This window comes from Granulicatella sp. (assembly GCF_057274575.1).
This window is the reverse complement of the sequence record NZ_DBHISP010000004.1, coordinates 1-24,851: the sequence shown is the minus strand read 5'-3', so window position 1 is coordinate 24,851 and position 24,851 is coordinate 1. Positions and strand designations below refer to the sequence as shown.

Genomic DNA, 24,851 nt, shown 5'->3' with positions numbered 1-24,851 from the left:
AAAGGAGGAGAAACCATGGATTTACATGCAATAAATATATTGCAACCATTCAATGGATGGATGGAATTACGTCATTTTTTGGCTATTTTTATATCGTGCGCATGCGGATTAGCGATTGGTTATGAGCGTACCTCCAGAAATAAACAAGCGGGTGTGAAAACGCACATGATTGTGGCGTTGACGTCTTGTTTGATGATGATTATTTCAAAAGAAGCTTTTTTGGATACTCCAAACTACGATACAGCTCGTGTGGCTGCACAAGTGGTCAGCGGAATCAGCTTTATCGGAGGGGGAATCATCTTCATGCGTGATAAACGTGTGAGTGGTTTGACTACAGCCTCTGGAATTTGGGCAACTTCAGGGATTGGACTTGCAATTGGTGGGGGATTCTGGTTCTTTGGGGCATTATGCTCAGCCGTTATCGTCATCGTGCAAAAACTTGCGTATGAGCCTTTATTACAAGGGAAAAGCCGTCAGGTAAATATTTATTGTGAAATTCCAAACCCAACAATTGTACAATCTATTTATAATTATTGTCATTTTGGAGATTACCAATCCATACAAGTTGAAGCTAGAGAATTAGACGATGAGAAGTATGAACTAGTAATTCGTATTCAGAATGATGAAGAGATTGTCATTGAAAACTTGAAAAATTACATTCGTGAAACGGAAAATCAAGTTGTGATTAAACGCGTGAAACTTCGTACTGAGGATGTAAACTAAAATTTTTGATGCCGCAGAGAGCTTCTCTGCGGTATTTATTTTTAAAGAAATCGTTTTTAAGAAATTTTAGAAGGAAAGTCCATCCTTAAAAAACAGGGATAATCATAAAAAAATAAAAAAATTCTTAGTGTAATCATAGACGATAAGGCTCATTCTTGTTATACTCATTGTGTATAAGTTAAAAAGGAGACAATTAAGGTGAAGCAACAAAATCAATCCACAAATTCGAATATCGTTTCTATCAACCGAAAAAGAAAACCAAAAACTTCTTCGCCAGTTTGGAAAAGTCATTCACTAGTAACCAAACTGATTGTGATTGCATTAATTGCCATATCCGGAGTGATGATTGTCGGTATTGGGAATCAATTACAACAGGCGAATCAATTAGATCAAAAGATCGAAAAGGCAAAAGCTGAAAAAGAATTCGCTGAAAAACAAAAAGAATCTTTAACACAGCAAGTTGAACTTCTTCAAAGCGATGAGTACATTGCAAAGTTAGCGCGTAGTGAATACTATTTAAGCAAGAATGGTGAAATTATTTTTAGTACGCCTAACGATACTGCTGAAAACAAAGCGCAACAAGTCAAAGAAGAAGTAGAACAAGGGGAAACTGTTGTTAAAGTAACCACACAAAACCGATAAGGCAATGAACCCTTTTTGTACGTGAGCGTGTATAAAAAGGATAAAAATGAAGGAGGAACGCTTTTTATATGTCAATCGAAGTAGGAAACGTAATCCCAGGTAAAGTTACTGGAATTACAAATTTTGGAGTTTTTGTCGATTTAGGAGATCGTAAGACAGGTCTTGTTCACATCAGTGAGGTTTCAGATTCGTTTATCCAAGATATCAAAGAAGTTTTGAAAGTTGGAGACGAAGTTAAAGTGAAAGTCATGACAATTGCTGACGATGGTAAAATTAGTTTATCGATTCGTCGTGCCGTTGATAAACCAAAGGAAGATTCTGAAGACAAATCTAAAAACAAAAAAACTTTCACACCACGTAATCAAGATTCACAAGATTTCAAGAAAAATCGCTTTGCTGGGAAATCAGCTTCTCCATATGAAAAGAAATCTCCTTCGCAATCAAAGGCAACTGATTTTGATTCATTAATGAGTTCCTTCTTGAAAGACTCTGAAGATCGTTTAACTTCATTGAAACGTAACACTGAAGGGAAACGTGGAGGCCGTGGCGGTCGCCGTTCATAATGACTATCCTAATCTCTTCTAGTACATGCTAGAGGAGATTTTTTTGACAGAAAGGAGAGACCTATGCAACATCAATTTGCCAGCTTCTTTAGAAAAAGAGTACCTGAGTATACTCATCAAAAATATGTTCTCGCTGTATCGGGCGGAGTCGATTCGATGGTCTTGTTGAATGCGATGGCTCTCTTGTTCGAAGACGATGCGAAAAACCATATTGTGGTTGCGCATGTGAACTATGGACTTCGAGCACAATCGATGGATGAAGAACAATTAGTCCGTCGTTTTTGTAAATCGCGTCAAATTCCATTTGAAATAAAAAATTGGAAGGAAACGAAGGAAGAAAAAGCTTCAGAAAGTATCTTAAGAAATTTTCGTTATGAATTTTTTGAGGAAGTTTTAAAGAATCATCAAGCCCATTATTTAGTATTAGCACATCACCAAGATGATCAACTCGAAACCATTTTAATGAAGTGGTCTAGAGGAAGTACATTGGAAGGATTGTCTGGGATGAAGGAAATTCGTCAGGTGAAAGGGATGACGATTTTACGCCCCTTCCTATCACTGGATAAAAAAGAGTTATACCAAGAAGCCGAAACACATCAAGTTCCTTATTTAGAGGACGAATCGAACGAATCGGACAATTATACAAGAAATAGATATCGTCATCATGTGGTTCCTTTCCTAAAGGAGGAAAATCCAAATGCCGGAAGTCACTTCCAAAAGAGTGCACAGATGATTGCGGATGCCGTGGCCTGCTTAATGCCAATTTTAGAGGAAAAACAGGAGCTGTTATTCCAAAAAGGAAAGAAAAGAGTTTTATTCCACCGCGAAGCATTCCTAAAGGAACCTGTAGAAATGCAACGATTACTCTTGCAACAAGTTCTCATCCAAATGGATACAACGATTTCAGTTGTCCAGATGGAACAAATTTTGGAAAAGATAGGTTCGAATAAAGCTCAGCTCACTCTAGATTTGTCAAATGGATGGAAGTTTAAGAAACGTTATGAAGAATGTTCATTTGAAAAAGGAAGACCTAGAGTCGTTCCAAATATTGAATACGTACTCTTCAAGCCAGAGGATACATTAATTCGTCCAAATGAAGATGAACAAATTTTGCTTACAACAGGAAAGACGTCTTCAGCATTTGCTTTTCCAGTGAATAAAGAGGATTTTCCACTAACCATTCGTCATGCAAAAGCTGGAGATAAAATTACACTGAATTCGGAAGGAACCAAACATCAAAAAATTTCCAGATGGTTTATCAATTCAAAGATTCCGCTTGAAGAACGAAAACAAATTTGGGTCGTCGAGGATGCTACAAAAAAAATTCGTGCAATTTTAGGTTATCGCTATGCTCATCCGTTGTCCTTTGAGGAGGAAACTGGTAAAATGATTCTATCTTACGAAAACAAAACGAGGTGCACACATGTTAAAAAATGATATGGCAGAAATTTTAGTATCAGAAGAACAATTACAAGAAACAATCAAGAAATTAGGTGCTACTTTAGCGGATGATTACCGTGGGAAAGATCCGTTAGTCATTTGTATTCTTAAGGGTGCTATTTTCTTTATGGCAGATTTAGTTCGTGCGATGGACTGTAACTTAGAAATTGATTTCATGGATGTATCTAGTTATGGAAATGAATTTGAATCAAGTGGAGAAGTCCGTATTTTGAAAGACTTAGGACAAAGCGTTAAAGATCGCCACGTAATTATCGTAGAAGACATTATCGATACTGGTCGTACTTTATCTCATATAGTTGAACTTTTAAAACACCGTCAAGCAGCAAGTGTAAAAGTGGTCACTTTATTAGATAAACCGGAACGTCGTGAAGAAGCCATCGAAGCAGATTATGTTGGAATTGAAGTTCCAAATAAATTTGTTGTAGGTTATGGATTGGACTTCAAACAATTTTATCGTAATCTCCCTTGTATCGGCGTATTGAAACCAGAATTCTACGAAAATTAAGAATGAGTTAAACTATTCGTCAATAAAAGTCAAATATGTTATGATGGAGCGGTAGTTAAGAATACTATCGTTCTTCTTTTTTAAGAAGATGAGGAGGTCCAATGAATACAAATAATAACCGATCAATTTTTAGATCAAGTTTACTATATATGCTTATTTTCGGTGCGATTGTCATTTTTGTAGGAATGTTCAACGGCAATTCGAAAGGCTCTGTAGCAGATATTTCTTATACAGAATTTATGCAAAGTTTGAAAAAAGGCGAAATTAAAGAATTAAAAATGCAATATTCAAACTCTGTTTATACGATTACTGGGGAATATACAGATCCTAAGGAACAAACTACAGAGGAAGCTAAAAATCAAAAAGGATTATCAATTTTTGATAATCGTTCTACAAAGAGTACACAATTTAAAACAACAGTATTGCCAAATGACTCTACTATAAAAGAAATTAATGAAGCTGCTCAATCAAAAAACACAAAAGTGGAATCTTTACCAGAAAGTTCTACAGGAGTATGGATTGCAGCACTGATCCAAGTGGTTATTCCGCTGGGAATCTTGGGCTTCTTGCTTTATAGCATGTTTATGAGCCAAGGTGGTCAAGGTGGACGTAACAATCCAATGAACTTCGGTAAGAGCCGTGCAACCAATCAGAAGAAACAAAACGTAAAAGTGCGCTTCTCTGATGTAGCCGGTGCTGAAGAAGAAAAACAAGAGCTTGTAGAAGTGGTAGAATTCTTAAAAGACCCACGTAAATTTACAGCGCTTGGTGCTCGCATTCCTGCCGGAGTACTTCTTGAGGGCCCTCCAGGAACAGGGAAAACCCTTCTTGCAAAAGCCGTTGCCGGTGAAGCAAATGTACCTTTCTTCTCGATTTCAGGTTCTGAATTCGTAGAAATGTTCGTAGGGGTTGGGGCAAGCCGTGTTCGTGACTTATTCGAAAACGCGAAGAAAAATGCTCCAGCAATTATCTTTATTGATGAAATCGATGCCGTTGGTCGTCAACGTGGTGCCGGAATGGGTGGCGGACACGACGAACGTGAACAAACATTAAACCAATTGCTCGTTGAAATGGACGGATTTGAAGGAACAGAGGGAATTATCGTGATTGCCGCAACGAACCGTTCAGATGTATTAGACCCAGCCTTACTTCGTCCAGGACGTTTTGACCGTCAAATCTTAGTAGGTCGTCCAGATGTGAAAGGCCGTGAAGCGATTCTAAAAGTACACGCACGCAATAAGAAACTTGCAAAAGACGTGGACTTAAAAGTGATTGCGCAACAAACTCCAGGATTCTCTGGTGCTGAACTTGAAAACTTATTAAACGAAGCAGCTTTAGTAGCCGCTCGTCGTGATAAAACAGCTATCGACGCATTAGACGTGGATGAAGCACATGACCGTGTGATTGCAGGTCCTGCCAAAAAAGACCGTGCCATCAGCAAGAAAGAACGTGAAATGGTGGCTTACCACGAAGCAGGGCATACAATTGTTGGTATGGTCTTAAGCGATGCACGTGTGGTTCATAAAGTAACGATTGTCCCTCGTGGACGTGCTGGCGGATATGCCATCATGCTTCCAAAAGAAGATCGTTTCTTAATGACAAAAGAAGAACTGTTCGAACAAGTAGTTGGACTGCTCGGTGGTCGTGCTGCTGAAGAATTTATCTTTGGCGTGAAGACTACTGGAGCAAGTAACGACTTTGAACAAGCAACAGCTATCGTTCGTAGCATGATTACAGAGTACGGAATGGTGGACGAATTAGGAACGGTTCAATACGAAGGAAATCATCAAGTATTTATCGGACGTGACTATGGTCAAACAAAAGGTTACTCAGATCAAGTGGCGTTTGAAATTGACAATGCAGTACGTCGTATCATGAAAGAAGCGCATGAAAAAGCTCTTCAAATTCTTGAAGAACATAAAGACCAATTAGAATTAATTGCTCAAAAACTTCTAGAATTAGAAACATTAGATGAACGTACAATCAAATCACTTTTTGAAACAGGTGAAATGCCAGCTACAATCGTGGAAGATGAATATCCAAGCGAATCAGAAGCGGCAAGTTTTGAAGAAACAAAAAAAGCCTTAGCAAAACGTGATGCAGAACAAGCAGAAGGTAAAGAAGATCCAAAAGAGGACGAGGAAGTGGAAGTAGCAGATGTTACGCCAGCTCCAAGCGAACTTGAGGATGAAAACAAAGAAGAATAATAGAAAGAAAAAGAGAGCTGAGGCTGTTGTCACAGCTCTTTTCTTTTAAAAAAGGAGAAACAAATGGCAGATTCATTATTAAAAGTATTAGCATTCAATGATGAGGTTAAAGCCGTTGCTATGGTAGCAACAGATGCAATTGCAGAGGCCCAACGCAGACACGACACTTGGAGTTCTGCAACAGCAGCGCTTGGACGTACGATCATCGGAACGCAATTATTAGCAAGCAGTTTAAAAGGCGACGAACGCATCACGGTTCAAGTGAATGGGGATGGCCCTGGTGGAAAAATCATGGCCGATGCGAATGGCCGCGGGGAAATGCGTGGTTATATCACGAATCCTCATGTCAGCCTTGAGTTAAACGACAAAGGAAAATTAGATGTCCGTGGGGTTGTTGGAACAAATGGAACCATTACCGTTATCAAAGACTTAAACATGAGAGAACCGTTTTCTGGTCAAGTGCCCATTGTGGACGGGGAACTCGGAATGGACTTTACGTATTACTTAGCAGTTTCAGAACAAATTAATGGAGCTGTTGGGGTATCCGTTCTTGTCAATCCAGATGAAACGGTTCGTGCAGCAGGTGGCTTTATGATTCAATTATTGCCAGGAGCTAGCGAAGCGACGATTTCAGAAATTGAACGTCGTATTAACGAAATTCCAATGGTCTCAAAATTGATTGACCAACAAGAACAACCGCGCGATATTTTAAATCGATTATTAGGTTCGGAAAACATTCGTGAATTAGAAGAGATGCCTGTGAAGTTCCATTGCGGCTGTACGCGTGAACGTTTCAGTGCAGGATTGATGTCGATTGGAGTAGATGACTTACAACATCTCATTGACGAAGATCACGGTGCAGAAGTGGTGTGTCATTTCTGTGGCGAAAAATATCATTTCGAAGAAGCTGAACTACAAAGCTTAATTGATGAGATTAAATCTCAACGCGAGAAATAAGGATTAAAGCTTTAAACACTGCTTGGGTGTTTAGAGCTTTTTTGGTTTATCTGGCTGTATGAATGCTTGATTTTTCTGCTGTTTTAAAGTGCAACTGAAGGTGCAACCATTAGTTGACAAAAAGGTTAGGAGGCTGTATTTTCAAGTTGAGATAAAATTGTTAGGATTAGAATAGAATAAAGGAGGATGAAATGATGAAACTCGCTGAAAAAATATATCATCTTAGAAAAAAAAAAGGATGGTCACAAGAAACGCTAGCGGAACAAATTAAAGTTTCTCGTCAAAGCATTTCTAAATGGGAATCCGGTCAAGCTCTTCCAGAAATCGAGAAGATTATTGAGTTAAGTACTATCTTTCAAGTAACGACAGATTACTTGCTCTTAGAAGAAAATACGACCAAAAGTCAAAAAAACGAACTGACTGAAGATGAAAAAGACAGGTATTATAAAGAAGTGAAGTCTTTTGGTTGCTGGCAGGTCATTCATATTTTTGTAGTCGCGTTGGCAATCTATCTTGTTTTTGCTGGGGCCAGCTTCCCTGCTGAATTTACTACATGGATTTGGTTAACCTTCATTCTTTTAATCGCTTCTGCACTTGCCATTCGTCAAGTTTTAACGATAAAAAAACAGTACTTAGATAAAGTGATTGGGAATGAAGAAGATTCCAATCAAAACAACGCTACAACTGAATAGAACGATTTGAAGGCTGCCATCTCGGGAAAATATCTTGGAGGGCAGCCTTCGCGTTCCAGCGATAGAGTACATTATCAGATGTTTTTTTACTTCTTTTGATTTATAATGGGCTGGACAGTTTATTTTTGAATCATTTGTTTCCTATCCATAGAAATACTCATCATTCAGTCTGTATAGGAACAAGCATAAGGAAGTGGAAATAGTAGTGCATAAAGGATATTTAAGAAGAACGTGGGGATTATGGATATTTATTTTATTCATGGCTTTTGTTAGCTTTTTTTTATTTCTCATGGGGATGAGGTCGTATCAAAGTGCAGAAACCCTCTACCAATCGGACGCCATTTATGAGATGAAAGATACCTCTACTTCAGTGGCCATCAAGGTACTGGATATTGATCCAAAACCAATCACGATTGGAGAGCGTAAGTTTTATTTTGTAAAACACGATTATGGAGTCAGTATATTAGAAGTAAAATCAGAAGAAATACAGACCATTCTTGATTTTAAAGAATCACTAGCTAATCAGCAAAATGCTTTGGAACAATCTAATTTTTATCTAAGTGTTCGCGTGACACCAGAGATTACAAAAGGGAGTAAAGGGAAAAAAACTGTTCATATTACTCCAGAAATGAAAGCAAAATTTTATGCGAATTTCTTTATCAGCCTTTTTTATAAGGAAGCGCCAAGACCTGTCTTTGATGAAGTCCATATATTAAGCTTGACGGATAATGGAGCTCGAATCGGGGATAGTTTTATGATTCTCTTGGCAGTAATCATTTTGCTAATATGTTTATTCATTCAAATTCTTCGTATTAGAAAATTGAAAAAGAATTACCGTAGTTTTGATGAGCTTTTCCCAGAATATGCTCACGAAATGAAATATTTAATGGAGCGTGCAGATTATCATGATCCTTCCATAAAGGTTCTCGTCAAAAATAATATTCTGATTCATTATGGGAATAACTTTGTAGTCATCCAATTGTCCAAAGTAAAACATGCCTTCATCTATAAGACTGTTCAAAAAGGAGTGTCTTATTATTCCTTAGAACTTTTCTATAAGGATAAGAAGCAAGAGAAGCTTTCGTTCAAAGAAAAACTTTCTGAAGTAAAAGCTTTAGGGGATTATTTGAAGAACGAACGTCATGTAAAAATTTCAAATCAATTGTAAGAATAACCCCGGTCTATAGGAATAGATAGACTGGGGTTTCTCCATCATATAAAAGTTGAAAAGTTAACAAATGATAACCATAAAAAGAGTCGAATGTTCATTGTTTAGTGATAGAATGAACATATCAAATCAAAGGACGTGATTTTATGGATTTCACAGGTAAAGTTGCCATTGTCACTGGTGGTGCAAATGGTATTGGTAAAGAAATCGTTCGTGGTATCGTTGACGGCGGTGGTTATGTTGTGATTGCAGATATTAATGAAGCTGCAGCAAACAAAACCGTTGAAGAATTTGGACCAGAACACACAAGCTTCAAATACATGGATTTAGGAAATCATGAATCTATCGTAAAAAGCATGAACGAGATTTTAGCAGAACGCAAAGTCGATATCTTAGTGAACTGTGCAGGGGTGATTAGTGCTAAACCATTCGACCAATTAACATACGAAGAATGGGAAAGAACAATCCGCATCAATCTTTCAGGATGCTTCTCAACAATCAGCACCATTTTCCCACACTTTATCGAAAACAAAGGTGGACGTATCGTAAATGTATCTTCCGTTGCTGCGAAACTGGGTGGTGGACTTTTAGGGACTGCTGCTTATGCTTCTTCTAAAGCTGGTTTAAATGGGCTAACAAAAGCCGTTGCTAAAGAAGGCGGTAAATACAATATTGCATGTAACGCTGTATGTCCTTCATTCACTCGTACAGATATGACAACAGTATTATCAGAAGATAAAGAAAAGAGCCAAAAAGTGATCAGTATGATTCCTCTTGGACGTCGTGCAGAACCTACTGAAATCGCGCAAATGATTCTCTTCTTTGCAAGCGACCTTGCAAGCTTCGTTACAGGGGAAATCGGTGACTGCGATGGCGGTATCACATTAGATGGTTGATTTTAGCTAGAGCCTTATTCCAACTCATAGAAGGATTGTGAACAGTATGAAAAAGATTAAAATTCCTGGGGATACAATCATTATTCCAATGTTTATTGGATGTGTGATTAATACATTTTTCCCTCAAATATTACAAATTGGTGGATTTACCACTCCAATCGTGAAAGGTGCTGGACCACTTGTTGGGGCATTCCTCTTCATTATCGGGGGGACCATTTCTCTTAAAAACACACCAAAAGCTGTTGGACGTGGGGCAGCAATTATTTTAGCGAAAATTGCCGTATCTGTAGTCTTGGGGTTATTGGTTGCGAAAGTATTTAATGACAACTTCCTTGGACTTAGCGCTGTTGCCGTTATCGGTGCCATCTCTGTAGCTAATAATGCCATGTATGCGGGGATTGTAGATGTATACGGGGACGAAATCGATGCTGGGGCCGTTGGAATTACAACATTAAGCGTTGGACCAATGGTAACAATGGCCGTATTAAGTAGTGCCGGCCTTGCAAACATCTCGATTTGGAACTTAGTGGGAACGGTATTACCACTTGTGTTAGGGATTGCGTTAGGAAATGCCTTCCCTTACATGAAAAAAGTACTCTCAAACGGGATTACAGCTATCATTATCGTCGTTGGTTTCTGTTTAGGGGCAAACATGAGCTTTGGTCAAATCCTTGAAGGGGGTCTACCTGGTATTTTGCTAGGGGTGATTACTACACTCGTTGGTGGTATTGCCTCCATCGCAGCAGACCGCTTAACAGGTGGGAACGGGGTTGCTGGTGCTGCCATTTCAAGTACGGCAGCCAGCGCTATTGCTACGCCAGCTGCACTTTCAGCAGTAGATGCAACGTTCAAAGGAATCGAAGCAACTGCAACGACTCAAATTACAGCTTCAGTAATCGTAACAGCGATTTTAACTCCAATCTTAACAGCCTATATTGCTAAGAAATTCGGAAACAAAAAAGAAGCTGAAACACGAGAAGCTTAATCGTATTTAAAAAGTGAAACCACCTCGGATTTTTCCGAGGTGGTTTTTGTTTTCCCTTGAGTGTAACAATAATGTTACGTAACAAAAATGTTACATTAAAAGTTGAGTTGTATCAAAATTGATACAAAAAGAGCTAGATGTATCATACATGATACATCTAGATTCTGAACGCCTTTTAGATGAATTTTTGTACAAAAAAAGAATCTCAAATACTGAATGGAAATCTTTTGAATTCTATAGTGAGAGCAGTAGTGGCTACTGCCATCACTATGAAGAACTTCAAAAGCTTGCAATAAAGTATCTGAGACTCTTCTCTTATTATTTTTTACAATGAATTACGCTTCACCGAAAATACCAGTTGAAAGGTAACGTTCACCTGTATCTGGTAATAGAACCACAACAGATTTGCCTTTTCCTAAGCGTTTTGCCACACGTAAAGCGGCAGTTACAGCGGCTCCAGAAGAAATACCAGCAAGGATACCTTCCTTAGCGGCTAAGTTTTTCGCTGTTTCGATAGCGTTGTCACTTGTTACAAGTTCAAAGCCGTCGATCACACCACGGTCAATAATGCTCGGTTCAAAACCGGCAGAAATTCCTTGGATGCGGTGTTTTCCTTTTTGTCCTTTAGAAATGAATGGCGCTTCTTCAGGTTCAACTCCGATAATTTCAACGTTTTTATTGACTTCTTTCAAGGCACGGCCTACACCTGTAATCGTACCGCCAGTACCGATACCGCTGATATAAGCATCGGGTGTTTTGCCATCGAAGGCTTTAATAATTTCTTGCCCAGTTGTTTGATAGTGGATAGCTGGGTTTGCTTCGTTGTCGAATTGACGTGCCCAGAAGTAGCCAGGTTGTGTAGCGAGTTCTTCAGCTTTCGCAACGGCAGCGCCGAATCCATCCGCAGCAGGCGTTAATAAGACTTCTGTACCGTATGCTTTCATTAATTGACGGCGTTCGATAGACATGGATTCAGGCATAATTGTAATTACCTTGTATCCTTTTGCAGCGCCGACTAGTGAAAGTCCTACACCTGTATTTCCACTTGTTGCTTCGATGATTGTGTCGCCAGGTTTTAGCGAGCCATCTTTCTCAGCTGTTTCGATGATGTTTAAAGCGATACGATCTTTGACAGATCCACCGGCGTTAAACGACTCGACTTTTACATATACATCTGCAGAATCGTCTGAAACTAAACGGTTTAGTTTCACAAGGGGAGTGTTCCCGATTAATTCTGTGATAGTTTCTACTGATTTGACCATAAATGATTCCTCCATAAAGTTAGACTGGGCAACTTTAAGGGTTGCTTGGTTTTAATTGTAACTGGGAATGAGTAGGTGCACAATAGTTTTTTATAAAAAAACAAAAAAAGTATAGAAAATTCACTTTAGTTATGATACACTACCCTCTAGCAAGGGCTTTTAAACTCATCCAGAGAGGTGAGAAAGGCTAAGAACAAGTTTATTAGACTAGCCCTACGCTTAATAACATAGGGCTTTTTGTGTGCACAAAAACGCCCGGAAAAGAGGGGAAAATGGAGTTACAAACTTCAAAAGTCGATCTGTTGTTGGATGTGGATCAAAAACCGGAGCTCGTGCCTGGACTGTTCTTGAGTTTGCAGCACGTGTTTGCGATGTTTGGAGCCACTGTTTTAGTGCCGTTAATATTGGGGATGCCAGTATCGGTTGCTTTATTTGCGTCAGGATTAGGAACACTAATCTATATGGTAGCGACGCAATTTAAAGTACCTGTTTACTTGGGATCCTCTTTTGCTTTTATTACGGCCATGCAGTTTGCAATGGCGCAAATGGGCGGAAGTCCCGATGCAGCTCAGACAGGGGTAGTGTTAGTCGGACTATTGTATGTGGTAGTGGCAATTTTCGTGAAGTTATTAGGAACGGGATGGATTAACCGATTATTACCACCGATTGTCATTGGACCGATGATTATCGTAATTGGTCTAGGTCTTGCAAACAGTGCGGTTAAAAATGCGGGCTTTGTTGTGGATGGAGACTGGAAACCAATGTTCGTGGCGGTGGTGACCTTCCTTATTACAGCATTTATTAATACGAAAGCAAAAGGTTTCTTGAAAATAATCCCATTCTTATTTGGGATTATCGGTGGATATATCGTAGCCATCTGCTTTGGTCTAGTAGATTTCACAAAAGTAATAGAAGCTCAATGGATTGCTTTGCCAGAGTTATACTTGCCGTTCGATACAAATGGGCTTTTCAATCAGTATCATTTATACTTCGGTCCGGAAACATGGGCGCTTCTACCAGTAGCTGTTGTGACGATTGCAGAACACATTGGAGACCATACCGTACTCAGTCAAATTTGCGGGAAGCAATTCTTGAGTGATCCAGGTTTACACCGTACCTTAATCGGAGATGGCGTAGCAACGGCTGTATCTGCCTTTCTAGGAGGTCCAGCGAATACGACTTATGGTGAAAATACTGGGGTTGTGGGACTAACACGTATTGCTTCTGTATCCGTCATTCGTAATGCAGCGATTATTGCAATTCTCCTCAGTTTCTTTGGTAAATTCACGGCTTTAGTTCGTACGATTCCAAATGCGGTACTTGGAGGAATGGCGATTCTCCTTTATGGGGTTATTGCTTCCAATGGGTTGAAAGTGTTAATTGAAAAACAAGTAGACTTCCGTCAAGTACGTAACTTAATTATTGCAAGTTCCATGTTAGTACTAGGATTGGGTTCTGCGGTATTACAATTAGGACCAGTAACGTTATCAGGTACAGCTCTTTGTGCCATTGCAGGAATACTGCTCAATCTCATTTTACCTCACGAAAAAGTAGAAGATAACGAATAATAATCATTAAAAACTATAAAGAAAAGCACTGAAGACATGAATTCGTGATGTCTTCAGTGCTTTTTTGACGGTTTAGTTCAAAAATACAGCATTTATATAAAAAAATTAATAATAAATCTGATTAATCACAATGGAAGTAAATTTTTTAGGGTAATTTTCTTGATAAAAGAATCTTAAATTACTTGCGCCAATGGATATATACTCTTATATTATATAAGTAATGTAGTTAAAATTATTTACAAAAATATATAAAAATGACTGTTTTTGACCGTTTTAAACCGAATCGGTCAAGAAAATTAGCAGATTGATACATTTAGGAGGAACTGCATGCTTACTGAAAAGAGAAGAAGAATTATTTTAGATTTATTAGACAAGGAAGATACAGTTCACCTAAAGGATTTAATGGAGGCTCTCCAGGCTTCTGAATCCACTATTCGACGCGATCTTTCTTTATTAGAAGAAGAAGGAACCCTGATTCGTATCCATGGTGGTGCTAAAAGAGTGTATTCGAAAGAGTTTGAACCGACCACCAAAGAAAAAGAACGTTCAAATCGAAGAGAAAAAGAATGTATTGGTCGCTATGCAGCCTCTTTAGTAACGAAGGGTGAAACGATTTATATGGATGCAGGGACAACGACTTTAAGAATGATTCCGCATTTAGAAGGAAAAGATGTCACGGTGATTACAAATGGGGTACAGCAGGCCCATCTTCTTGCAGACTATGGAATCAAAACGGTGTTATTAGGCGGTCAAGTAAAGGTAGAAACGAGTGCAGTTATTGGAACTCTTGCTCAAAACCAACTCCGAGAATATTTCTTTAAAAAAGCGTTCCTCGGGATGAATGGAGTCGATCTCAGTTATGGGTATACAACGCCGGATGAGGAAGAAGCTCAAATTAAAAAAATTGCCATTAGTAAGAGTAATCATGCTTATGTTTTGGCGGATTCTAGTAAATTTGCTAAAGTAAGTTTATGTAAGGTTGCTGATTTTCATCAAGTAACCATGGTAACAAACACGACGAAAGAGCAAGCGGACTTACGTTACCGTATGGCTGGGAGCATTCGTCTTGTTGAAATGGACGAGTAAAAGAGGAGAGATAGCATGATTTACACGATTACGTTTAATCCAGCAATTGACCTTGTTGTAAAAGTTCCTAACTGTGAACTAGGGACTTTGAACCGATCTATAGAAGAAAATTACGTTGCAGGCGGTAAAGGAATTAATATGTCGGTAATCCTAAAACGATTAGGATTTGACAATACAGCCACTGGGTTTTTAGCAGGTTTTTCAGGAAACTTCATCAAAGAAGCTCTCCAATCCGAAGGTATCGGGACAGACTTTATTCAAATCGATGGAGTCACTCGAATTAATCTAAAGTTGAAGAGTAATGAAGAAACGGAAATTAATGCAAATGGACCGGTTGTAACTAAGGACGATTTTGGACGTCTAGTGACCTATTTTGAAGACAGACTTCAAGAAGGAGATGTTGTATTTTTAGCAGGGAATGCAGGAAATGGAATGGACCATTCGGCTTATACGACCATTGCTAAATTATGTGACGAAAAAGGGGTCAAACTAGTCCTCGATACAACAAAGGATTTACTGACCAAATGTCTTCCATACCATCCGTTTATCATTAAACCAAATCATCATGAATTAGGTGAGATTTTCGGGGTAACGATTGAGACAGAAGAACAAATTGTAAATTATGCAAAACAATTACAGCAAATGGGGGCTAGAAATGTACTGATTTCTCGCGGTGGTGATGGCGCAATGCTCATCACAGAAACTGGAGAAGTGTACACATCGAATGTTCCGAAAGGGACACTTGTGAACTCCGTAGGCGCAGGGGACTCAATGCTTTCTGGTTTCATGGCAAAATTTATCGAAACAGGCGATTATGCAGCAAGCTTGAGACAAGGAGCTGCGACTGGAAGTGCGACAGCCTTTTCTGTTGGGATCGCTGAAAAAGCATTTATTGAAGAGCTATTACCACAAGTTGTAGTTACGAAACTATGAGATTAAAGAAGAAAACATAATAATTGAGCGAAATAAGGCTTCTAAGGATTTTCCTTAGGAGCTTTTTGTTTGTTCATCAGAAAAAATCTGCAAAAATTGAGCTTAAGGATTGCAAAAGAGGAAAGTAGAGGGTATATTTAAAACAGTTAAATAAATAGAAAATACAAAGGGGTGCCTCTATGGCTGAGATGTATGTACAAACCCTTGAACCTGTTACGTTAATGCGTGCGTAGGAATTGTATTCGATTTCGAAATTAGTTGGAGTCTCTTTGTGTTTTCAAGAAAACGAAGGAGGCTCTTTTTTTAATGAAGAGAAATGTTTTAATTTGGGTAGAGGTTGCGATTATCGCTGCACTCGCAATGGTACTATCATTTGTACCAAAACTAGCAGGTTGGTTTTCACCATCATGGGGAGCAATTATTCTTGTTATTTTTTCACTCCGTAGAGGATTGACACCTGGTTTGGCTGCTGGACTTTTATGGGGATTGATTCACTTCCCTCTAGGAAAAGTATCATTCTTATCTGTAGAACAAGTATTGATTGAATATATCATTGCATTTACAGTTATGGGTCTTGCTGGTTTAGTATATGGACCTTTCCAAAAAGCATTGAAAAATGATAAATTTTCTTCTGCAATTGTATGGTCAGGGATCGCAGCATTATTAGGAGTAGGTGTGCGCTACTTCGTTCATTATATCGCTGGAGTGTTATTCTGGGGGCAATATGCTCCAGAAGGAACAAGTCCATGGGTATACTCATTATCTGTTAACGGGACAGCAGGGGCTGGAACATTTTTAGTAGTTATGGTTGCATGCATCTTGTTGATTCGTCAAAAAAAAATATGGATAGCAAAATAGGGAAATTGTGCTTTCCGAGTCCTGGTTTAACCTGAAACCAGGGCTCTTTTTGTTGGAAAATAAAGAGAAAAAGAGTAAGACACTTCGTACCTTCAAATAACTCTATAGTAGTCATTAGTGCTGTACTGACCTGAGCCTAGGTCTCAGGTCTAACGAGCTTCAAACTGACACTAGGAATGAATTCCAAGTGTCAGTAATTCACATCGATTACAAACGCTACAATGACTACTATAGAATTTGAAGGCACTCGTTATTCTTACTCTTTTTTAGTAAAAGAACCTGGTTTCGGTTAACCATTTTATAGGGTGGCATAAGAGCGAGAGTGTTTGACAGAAGCTCATTTCAATAGTAAAGTTAATGAAGAAAGAGGTGTTGGTATGGTAACAGAATGTGAAAAAATGAATGTCTCTCATGAGATATGGATGATGATTATGAAAATTTACAATGAGAATCTACGGACGTTTTCAATTTCATTAAAAAAATTAGGATTGAATCCAACACATTTTGAAGTTTTACATGTGATTTTTAGACAAGGAACAGTGGACCAAAAGACAATTGCCTCCACTTTGAACTTAACGCAGGGGAATATTACCCACTGTATTCACCATTTACAAAAATTAGAATTAATTACCATTGAGAAAAGTTGGAAAACAAAACATATTTCACTGACAGAAAAAGGAAAACAGCAGCTTGATCAATTAATTCCTGCTCAGCATGAAATGATGGAACATACATTAAGGGGATTGAATTGCACGCAAAAACAACAATTGCGTGATTTGCTAATTTCATTTGAAAATACGTGTAAATCCTCAGTTTAAGTATAATTTAAATTGAAATCGTATCCTTATATAGGAGGGGAAACCATGAGAATTCTAGTAGCTGAAGATGAAATTGATTTAGCGGAAGCTCTGAAGATGATGCTCGAAATGCAAAAATATAGTGTAGAAATGGTCCATGATGGCGAAGACGCGCTTTTTTATGCGGAGTCTACGCCATATGATTTAATTTTATTAGATGTCATGATGCCTAAAAAGAATGGAATCGAAGTGGTCAGAGAATTACGTTCCAACGGGATTCATACACCGGTCCTGATGTTGACAGCAAAAAGTCAATTAGAGGATAAAGTGACTGGTCTTGAAGAAGGAGCGGATGATTATTTAACGAAACCTTTTGAAGGTGCTGAGTTGTTAGCGCGCGTGAAATCTTTACTACGTCGTCCGAATGTATTTGTGGCATCTGTTATGACACTAGGGAATGTTGAATTAAACCGAGATACCTTCACGATGATGACCTCTAAAGGGCAAGTATTATTAAATAATAAAGAATTTCAATTGATGGAATATTTTATGATGAATAGTAATCAAGTGCTTTCTACGGATTTAATTATGGAGAAAGTTTGGGGACTTGATTCAGAGGCCGAAATTAATGTCGTTTGGGTGAATATCTCATCGTTGCGAAAAAAATTAGCAACAATCGAGGCCGATGTAACGATTAAATCTGCTCGCGGACTGGGCTATAAATTAGTGGTTGAATCAGCAGCCAACTAAGTATCACCGTATATTGTTAGAAAAAAGAAAAGGAGGAGCATATGTTTCGACAACTACAAAAAAGTTTTGTGAAGAGTGCCATGTTATCTTTTACAATCGTACTCTATATAGTCTTAGTGATTGTGAATGGGATAAACTACCGACAAACAATCGAACAAGTAGATCGTGTGGCAACGATGTTAGTTGAAAATAATGGAACGTTCCCAGATGCTCCATCCAATGAGGGGCCAAAAGAACACCCTTCACATGGGAAGCCAATTGGTCATGAATTTAGAAAAGATGACCAATTATCCACGCGCTATGCGGTTGTTAAAGTTGAAAATAATGAAGTGACTTCTGTAGATCAATCGCATTTAATCTCTGTAGAAGAATCAAGTTTAAAAGAGTCAGCTCTGCGATTGGTAGAGTCCAAATCCTTGAGTGGATGGGAAGGAAGTTTGCGTTACAAGATTTCGGGTGAAGAATCATCTTTTATCGTCGTTTTTATAGATGCCAACCGTGAAGTCCAACAAGTATGGCGCTTATTAATGGTAACCGGGGGAGTTTTTATCGCCTGTTTGATGATTGTTTATATTCTTGTCCGTGTTGTTTCTAAGAAAGCAATTCGACCATTTGTTGAGAATGTTGAACGCCAACAACAATTTATTGCAAATGCGAGTCATGAAATTAAAACACCACTAGCAGTCTTATCAGCCAATACAGACGTTTTAGCGATGATGGGAACTCAGGAAAAATTTGTCGATAGCAATAGAAGACAAATTAAACGATTGAATGCCCTAGTGGAGCAAATGCTACTTCTTTCTAGATACGACGAAGGAGAAGCAAGCACGACTAAAGAAAAAGTTGATTTAGTGGGTGTTACAAAAAATATCGTTGAAGAGATTCAACCGGTATTAGATGAAAAAGGACTTCAAGTTACATTTACCGGAAATGATTCCAGCATGATGACGACAAATAAAGAAGCTATCACAGAATTAGTGCGAATTTTATTAGACAATGCTATCAAGTATACAGTAGGAAGTTCGACGATTACTGTTGATGCAAAAGAACACCAAATTTCGTTTGAAAACAATACTGAGCCAATTACAAAAGAACAAGTCAGTCAATTATTTGATCGATTTTACAGAGTAGACAGCTCAAGAAATCGTGCCACGGGTGGAAGTGGACTTGGACTTGCCATTGCAAAGAAGATTGCTGAAACCAATCAAGTCCGCTTGAGCGCCGAATTAATCAGCGACCATCAGATTCGCTTTGTCATTGATGGTGAAGAAAATGGATAAACGATTCGTTTACGAAGTTTTAGAAGTGGTAGGTGAAATTCCTAGAGGCAAAGTGGCTACCTATGGACAAATTGCTAGTCTTGTAGGACGACCGAAAAACGCAAGACTCGTTGGGAAAATTTTAAGTCAGGTGGAACTCTTTGGGGACTATCCTTGCCACCGAGTCGTTAATGCGAGTGGAAGACTTGTACCTGGATGGCTGGAGCAAAAGGAGTTATTAGAAACAGAAGGAATCCTCTTTAAAAGCCCAACAAATATATCGCTAAGAGAATATCAATGGAATCCTGAAGAGGATTAGCTCAATCTGAAGAAAAGATTGGGCTTTTATTTTTATAGTGATTTAAGATAGATAAAAAATCAAAGATATTGGAAAATCATTCCAGCGTCTTTTTTTCGTACGAAATTATCATATATGGTAATTATCATATATGATAATTTTCAGTTTGAAAAAACTTTTTCGAAAAACTTTTTTTGTTTTAAGTTCATTTTAAGTAAGCTCGTTATGATAAAACCATCAACAAATAGTTGATAGGAAGCGAGGGGGACCAAAATGAAAAGAAACAGAATGATTGTTCTATTATCCACGATTACTATTGCAACAACTTTAGTTGCATGCCAAAACACACAAGCACAAACAGCGGCTGAAACTTCACAAGTACAATCGCAGCAAAGTCCTCCCGCTAAACCTGGAGGAGAAGGGTTTGGCGGAAGTGACCAAGTGACTCAAGGGGATGCAGCAACAAACTTAACAACAGATGCAACAGTAACTGGAGAAACTTACGAATCTACGGGTGATGATGAAAATGCGCTTCGTGTAACAGGAGCAACAGTCACATTAGACGGCGTAACGGTAAACAAAACAGCCGGAGCGACATCGAACACAGAAAACGGTGACTTCTACGGAATGAATGCAGGATTCTTAGCAACCGATGGAGCAACAGTGACGATTAAAAACGCTACAGTAAATACAACGGCTCAAAACGGGAACGGAGTGTTTAGTTACGGATCAGTAACAACCGTCAATGTATCAGATACAACCATCACAACAACAAAAGATAACTCAGGTGGTATCCAAACTACTGGTGGCGCTGCGATGAACGCGACAAACTTAACGGTGAATACCGCAGGGAATTCATCAGCAGCGATTCGTACAGACCGTGGTGGAGGTACGGTAGTCGTAGACAAAGGGACTTACACTTCTACAGGATACAACTCACCAGCCGTATACTCTACCGCAAATGTCACTGTTAAAAATGCAACTTTAAACGCTGAAAACTCAGAAGCACTTGTGATTGAAGGTCAAAACTCTATTACATTAGAAAATACAAATGTAACAGGAAATATGAGTTCAACTGAGGGTAGCTCTTCAGACAACAACGTACACAATGTGATGATTTACCAATCAATGTCAGGAGACGCTGAAAGTGGAACGGCTACTTTCACAATGAAAGGTGGCACGTTAACAGGACGTAATGGAGACCAAATCTACGTAACGAACACTCACAGCGTTATCACTTTAGAAGACGTAACGATTACAAATCAAGATACATCTGGCAGATTACTTGCCGTCTTAGGAAATGATGCGACACGTGGCTGGGGTACAGCCGGTGCCAATGGTGGTCAGGTTGAATTAACAACGACAAACCAAACATTAACAGGGGCTATTGAGGTTGATACTGTTTCTACTTTGAACTTTACAATGGGCAAAGGAACAAACTTTACAGGTATCATCAATATCGTAAAAAATGCTGAAGGAGGGACTGCCGTGGACAATAATGCAGTAATCACAGTAGAAGAGGGGGCGAAATGGACGTTGACAGGAAACGTCAAAATTACATCTTTAACGAACAAAGGAACCATTAACTTGAATGGATATACAATTACATTAGCCGATGGGACCATCTTAAAATAAAAATTAACGAAACTTGAAGAAGTTAGACAATTGTCTAGCTTTTTCTTTTTTCTGCATTGGAATGGGTCATTTTTTTCAAAATAGTAGTGTAATATCCCTTTTAGGATGTCTCTATAAAAAGACTTTACACTTTTTCAAGCGTTTTTTGAAAGTGGAAGAAAACAGAAGATTGTGATAAAATTTGTTAAAAGAACGTATAAAAGAGGTGCTCTGATGGATCAAAACGAAAATAAAAATGTAGAATTAGAATCGGTTGAAAAGAAAGCTACAGAAGTGAAAGAAGAAGTAGTAGAAGCTGCTGAAAAAACTGCAGAAGAAGTTAAGGAAGTTGCAGAAACAGCCAAAGAAGAAGTTTCTGAGGCAAAGAATCCTGAAGCAGATGGAGACTTTAAAGAAGTTGTAGAAACCGTAAAAGAAAAAGCAGGAGAAGCAACTGAAAAAGCAAAAGAAGTTGCGGGTGTTGCTAAAGAAAAAATGGAAGAAGCAGCCAAAAAAGTATTCACTGAAGAAAATAAAGAAAAGATGAGTCAAGCAGTGGATACAGTAGCAAGCTATAATAAAAATTCATTATTTGAGAAAATCTTCTTTGGACTTTCAGCTCTTATTTCGTTATTTGCAGCTCTTGTAACATTGAATGGACTTAGCTTCGTATTTGGTGGCGCAAAGCTTAATTTCGCAAGTCTTTTAGGGGATGTTGTTTCTATCGTTAACAAGGTGAAAAACTTAAACCTATACTTTGGTTTAACATTCTTCTTTACAGTAATTGCTACAGTATTTGTTGCTTATTTCTTCTATGTATCTAACAAAGAAGGAAAGAACTTATGGACGAATGTGAATGTAGCATCTTTAGGAATGGTTGTATTTGTATATTTAGCACACATTCTAGGAAATGGATTTATTAGTGGTTTAAGCTTACTAACGAATTATTTTAATGGAGATATAAACTCAACGATTATGACGCTTATTTCTGAAGCATTCTCAGGTTCTTCAAATGCAAGCAAACAAGCTGCTGCTCTTGCAGAAGGAATGAGTTCAGGATCAAAATTAGCAATTATCCTTTATGTTTTTGTATTAGCATCTGCTGTTGCAACAACTTACTTCTACTACCAAAAATTATTTCAAAAGAAAGCTCAATAAGCGAGGGACCAATGAAAAAATTCTTTCAAATCATTTTAGGAATTAGTTTCCTATTTCTATTAGTGGGTTGTACCTCACAAGAAACTGCGACTTTAACGATGAAATCAGGAGAAACGAACGTAACTTTGGTTTATACGTATGATAAAAAGAATGATACCGTGACAAAGATTAAGGTCGAAACGAATGAGCCTTCTAAAAATATTCAATCTCGTAAGGAAAACGAAAAACTCTTTGAAGAGATTAAGAGGATTGATGGAGTTGTGACTTCAATTACAAAAAAAGATGGCAAACTCATCTCATCAGTTGAAATCGACTTAACGAAATATAAGTTGTCAAAACTTAAAGAAAGTAACAATATATTCTTTGAGGGGCTAGTTAGTAACGGTTTCTTAACACAAGACGGAGATCATGTATCATTCTCTAAGAGTAAAGAAGTTGCTGTGAAACAAGGATTTACAGAACAAAAGAAATAATGAAATGACTCATGGATAAATAATCCATGGGTCATTTTTATTTTAAGTTCATTTTAAGTTTGCTTCGTATACTTAAACCATCAAGAAAAAGAATCGAGGGAAACGAGATGGAAAAGAAAAGACAATGGTTATTGACAACAACATTATTTATCTCTTTAGGTTTGGCAGCTTGCGAATCGCAAAGTGTATTAAGCCAGGCCAATCCAAACGCTCAAACAATAAAGACATCTACTAATTCAACAGCACAAACAACAGGGACTTCAACTTATTTTGAAGCGTCCGACTTAACAGCGACTTACGACGAAAGTAAAGCTTCGAAGATTTCGCTTCAAGGAACGACAGCTACTGTTTCAGGAGATGGCGTAACAGTGAATGGAAGTACGGTAGAAATTACAAAAGCTGGAACGTATATCGTCGAAGGAACGGCTTCGAAAGTTCAATTGAAAGTCGCAGCTGGTAAGGAAGATGAAGTACAAATCATCTTCAAAAATACAATAATAAAGAATACAGAAGCCCCATTATTAGTCGATACGGCAAAAAAAGTGATTTTAACGCTAGCAGATGGAACGAAAAATGAAGTGTCTGATGAATTAACATCAACGGTCAAAGGAGCCGTCTACTCAGATAGCGACTTGACGATTAACGGTAAAGGATCATTAACCGTTAACGGTGCAGCAAGTAATGCCATTAAATCAAAAGACGGCATCCGCATTGTGGATGCAACCATCACTACAACAGCCAAAAAACACGGAATTGCAGCGAATGACTTCATTAATGTATCAGGTGCAACGTTAAACTTAACAGCCGATGAAGATGGTATTCACTCAGATAACGAGGATGATGTATTGCTAGGAAATATTTACTTAGTCAATACGAATATTACCATCAATGCTGGGGATGATGGTATCAACGCTTCGAATATACTGCTGATTGATGAAGATGCGGCGATTGACGTTCAAAAGAGTGAAGAAGGTCTTGAGGCTCGATTGATTCATCAAGTCGGTGGCACGATTACCGTAAAATCTTCTGACGATGGATTAAACGCGAAAGACTGGACGTTAGAATCCTCTGACGAGCAAGGTCCAGGTCAACAAACGAAGAAAGTAAAATCTGAAGCCACAAATGCGAAAAACTTGGATCAAGCAGGCGATGTGAAGATTGTGATTGACGGCGGAACCTTAACCGTAGATGCTGAAGGGGATGGTCTTGATGCTAACGGATCAATTGAGATTAACGGAGGAACAATCGTTGTCAATGGTCCAACAAGTGGTGCAAACGCAGCTCTTGACTACGATGATAATGGAATATTAAACGGTGGTACTGTACTCTTTGTCGACAATGGACAAATGACAATGGGATTCGGTAGTAACTCTAATCAAGCGTACTTAATGGCAAGTATTCAAGGGACAGCTGGCGCGACTGTTGAAGTAGTTGATTCTTCAGGTAAAACTGTCGCAAGCTTAAAAGCCTCTAAGTCGTTCTCAACAGTATTAATCAGTAGCCCAGAGATTAAAGAGGGCGAAAACTATACGATTAAAGTCGGATCAAAAACAACAACAGCAACAGCTTCAAAACAAGTAGCTAATGTTGGCGGAGGACCTGGACATGGTAGATCTGGTGGTGGACAACCAGGACAAGGAGTTCCGGGCGGTAGACAAGGCCGATAATCGTTTCTAGGAACCGTGAAAGGGGTGAGTCCACCAAAATAAGAACTCGATGAGCCAGTTCAAACGATGGACGACAATCAGGAGTCCAAAACGGAACAACAGCTCTCAAAAAATAACAAAAACTACAGCACACAAAACCAAAAAAACCGGGGTATTCTCTCTGCTGGTGAAAGCTTAACTGAGACAATACCCCGTTTTTCATGTTATATTATCTAACATAAGAGGTAAGGCTGATTTTGACAACTACTAAAGATTTTTTTAGAATATACTTACGTAAAGGAGGAAGACAGATGGGTGAAAAAGAACTGCGACGTTCACTAGCCGTCTTT

At 38.5% G+C, this 24,851-nt stretch carries 24 protein-coding genes and 1 riboswitch; of the genes, 23 read left to right on the top strand and 1 reads right to left on the bottom strand.

Annotated elements, in window-relative coordinates:
- Positions 1-15: 15 nt before the first annotated feature.
- From ACO5V7_RS03130 to ACO5V7_RS03080, 11 genes are all read left to right on the top strand, one after another.
- Positions 16-723: an MgtC/SapB family protein gene (locus tag ACO5V7_RS03130; protein WP_005606127.1), complete on the top strand. Its 708-nt coding sequence runs from the start codon at positions 16-18 to the stop codon at positions 721-723.
- 198 nt (positions 724-921) lie between these two features.
- Positions 922-1,365 (top strand): FtsB family cell division protein, encoded by a 444-nt coding sequence (locus tag ACO5V7_RS03125; RefSeq protein ID WP_485485009.1) that lies wholly within the window; start codon positions 922-924, stop codon positions 1,363-1,365.
- Positions 1,366-1,433: 68 nt separating this feature from the next.
- Positions 1,434-1,928, top strand: coding sequence for a S1 domain-containing RNA-binding protein (locus tag ACO5V7_RS03120; RefSeq protein WP_485485008.1), 495 nt, complete (start codon positions 1,434-1,436; stop codon positions 1,926-1,928).
- Between the two features lie 63 nt (positions 1,929-1,991).
- Positions 1,992-3,365 (top strand): tRNA lysidine(34) synthetase TilS, encoded by a 1,374-nt coding sequence (gene tilS, locus ACO5V7_RS03115; RefSeq protein ID WP_485485007.1) that lies wholly within the window; start codon positions 1,992-1,994, stop codon positions 3,363-3,365.
- Entirely contained in the window at positions 3,352-3,894 is a 543-nt protein-coding gene (hpt, locus tag ACO5V7_RS03110; RefSeq protein ID WP_485485006.1) for a hypoxanthine phosphoribosyltransferase, read from the top strand. The genes tilS and hpt overlap by 14 nt, the downstream gene beginning before the upstream one ends.
- A gap of 101 nt (positions 3,895-3,995) precedes the next feature.
- Positions 3,996-6,101 carry an ATP-dependent zinc metalloprotease FtsH gene (gene ftsH, locus ACO5V7_RS03105; RefSeq protein WP_485485005.1) on the top strand — a complete coding sequence of 702 codons (2,106 nt, stop codon included), beginning with the start codon at positions 3,996-3,998 and terminating at the stop codon, positions 6,099-6,101.
- A gap of 63 nt (positions 6,102-6,164) precedes the next feature.
- Entirely contained in the window at positions 6,165-7,058 is an 894-nt protein-coding gene (hslO, locus tag ACO5V7_RS03100) for an Hsp33 family molecular chaperone HslO (protein ID WP_485485004.1), read from the top strand.
- Positions 7,059-7,249: 191 nt separating this feature from the next.
- Positions 7,250-7,750, top strand: a complete 501-nt coding sequence (locus ACO5V7_RS03095) for a helix-turn-helix domain-containing protein (protein ID WP_485485003.1) — start codon at positions 7,250-7,252, stop codon at positions 7,748-7,750.
- Between the two features lie 259 nt (positions 7,751-8,009).
- A complete protein-coding gene (locus ACO5V7_RS03090; protein ID WP_485485002.1) occupies positions 8,010-8,918 on the top strand; it encodes a hypothetical protein in 909 nt (302 codons plus the stop codon).
- 146 nt (positions 8,919-9,064) lie between these two features.
- Complete coding sequence (locus tag ACO5V7_RS03085) at positions 9,065-9,814, top strand: SDR family NAD(P)-dependent oxidoreductase (RefSeq protein WP_298648377.1); 750 nt, start codon at positions 9,065-9,067, stop codon at positions 9,812-9,814.
- Positions 9,815-9,860: 46 nt separating this feature from the next.
- Positions 9,861-10,799 (top strand): 2-keto-3-deoxygluconate permease, encoded by a 939-nt coding sequence (locus tag ACO5V7_RS03080; protein ID WP_485485001.1) that lies wholly within the window; start codon positions 9,861-9,863, stop codon positions 10,797-10,799.
- A gap of 335 nt (positions 10,800-11,134) precedes the next feature.
- On the opposite strand, the gene cysK is transcribed toward ACO5V7_RS03080, so the two are convergent.
- The gene (cysK, locus tag ACO5V7_RS03075; RefSeq protein WP_485485000.1) at positions 11,135-12,061 is read right to left on the bottom strand and encodes a cysteine synthase A; all 927 of its coding nucleotides are present in this window, start codon (positions 12,059-12,061) and stop codon (positions 11,135-11,137) included.
- Positions 12,062-12,333: 272 nt separating this feature from the next.
- Here cysK and ACO5V7_RS03070 point away from each other — a divergent pair, with 272 nt between their 5' ends.
- The 12 genes from ACO5V7_RS03070 to ACO5V7_RS03015 all read left to right on the top strand — a co-directional run bounded on the left by ACO5V7_RS03070 (position 12,334) and on the right by ACO5V7_RS03015 (position 24,522).
- The gene (locus ACO5V7_RS03070; RefSeq protein ID WP_039848935.1) at positions 12,334-13,629 is read left to right on the top strand and encodes a uracil-xanthine permease family protein; all 1,296 of its coding nucleotides are present in this window, start codon (positions 12,334-12,336) and stop codon (positions 13,627-13,629) included.
- A gap of 327 nt (positions 13,630-13,956) precedes the next feature.
- Positions 13,957-14,715 carry a DeoR/GlpR family DNA-binding transcription regulator gene (locus tag ACO5V7_RS03065; protein ID WP_485484999.1) on the top strand — a complete coding sequence of 253 codons (759 nt, stop codon included), beginning with the start codon at positions 13,957-13,959 and terminating at the stop codon, positions 14,713-14,715.
- A gap of 15 nt (positions 14,716-14,730) precedes the next feature.
- The gene (pfkB, locus tag ACO5V7_RS03060; RefSeq protein ID WP_455040622.1) at positions 14,731-15,648 is read left to right on the top strand and encodes a 1-phosphofructokinase; all 918 of its coding nucleotides are present in this window, start codon (positions 14,731-14,733) and stop codon (positions 15,646-15,648) included.
- 157 nt (positions 15,649-15,805) lie between these two features.
- Positions 15,806-15,901, top strand: a riboswitch (TPP riboswitch).
- Positions 15,902-15,954: 53 nt separating this feature from the next.
- The gene (gene thiT, locus ACO5V7_RS03055; RefSeq protein ID WP_039848933.1) at positions 15,955-16,506 is read left to right on the top strand and encodes an energy-coupled thiamine transporter ThiT; all 552 of its coding nucleotides are present in this window, start codon (positions 15,955-15,957) and stop codon (positions 16,504-16,506) included.
- 377 nt (positions 16,507-16,883) lie between these two features.
- Positions 16,884-17,324 (top strand): MarR family winged helix-turn-helix transcriptional regulator, encoded by a 441-nt coding sequence (locus ACO5V7_RS03050; protein ID WP_485484998.1) that lies wholly within the window; start codon positions 16,884-16,886, stop codon positions 17,322-17,324.
- Between the two features lie 45 nt (positions 17,325-17,369).
- Positions 17,370-18,053, top strand: coding sequence for a response regulator transcription factor (locus ACO5V7_RS03045; protein ID WP_485484997.1), 684 nt, complete (start codon positions 17,370-17,372; stop codon positions 18,051-18,053).
- Between the two features lie 41 nt (positions 18,054-18,094).
- Positions 18,095-19,333, top strand: a complete 1,239-nt coding sequence (locus ACO5V7_RS03040; RefSeq protein ID WP_485484996.1) for a sensor histidine kinase — start codon at positions 18,095-18,097, stop codon at positions 19,331-19,333.
- A complete protein-coding gene (locus ACO5V7_RS03035; protein ID WP_485484995.1) occupies positions 19,314-19,631 on the top strand; it encodes an MGMT family protein in 318 nt (105 codons plus the stop codon). The genes ACO5V7_RS03040 and ACO5V7_RS03035 overlap by 20 nt, the downstream gene beginning before the upstream one ends.
- Before the next feature lie 252 nt (positions 19,632-19,883).
- Positions 19,884-21,245 carry a hypothetical protein gene (locus tag ACO5V7_RS03030; RefSeq protein WP_485484994.1) on the top strand — a complete coding sequence of 454 codons (1,362 nt, stop codon included), beginning with the start codon at positions 19,884-19,886 and terminating at the stop codon, positions 21,243-21,245.
- Positions 21,246-21,458: 213 nt separating this feature from the next.
- Entirely contained in the window at positions 21,459-22,382 is a 924-nt protein-coding gene (locus ACO5V7_RS03025; protein WP_485484993.1) for a hypothetical protein, read from the top strand.
- Between the two features lie 11 nt (positions 22,383-22,393).
- Positions 22,394-22,855, top strand: a complete 462-nt coding sequence (locus ACO5V7_RS03020) for a DUF1307 domain-containing protein (RefSeq protein ID WP_485484992.1) — start codon at positions 22,394-22,396, stop codon at positions 22,853-22,855.
- 107 nt (positions 22,856-22,962) lie between these two features.
- Positions 22,963-24,522, top strand: coding sequence for a carbohydrate-binding domain-containing protein (locus tag ACO5V7_RS03015; RefSeq protein WP_485484991.1), 1,560 nt, complete (start codon positions 22,963-22,965; stop codon positions 24,520-24,522).
- The last annotated feature ends 329 nt before the right edge of the window (positions 24,523-24,851 follow it).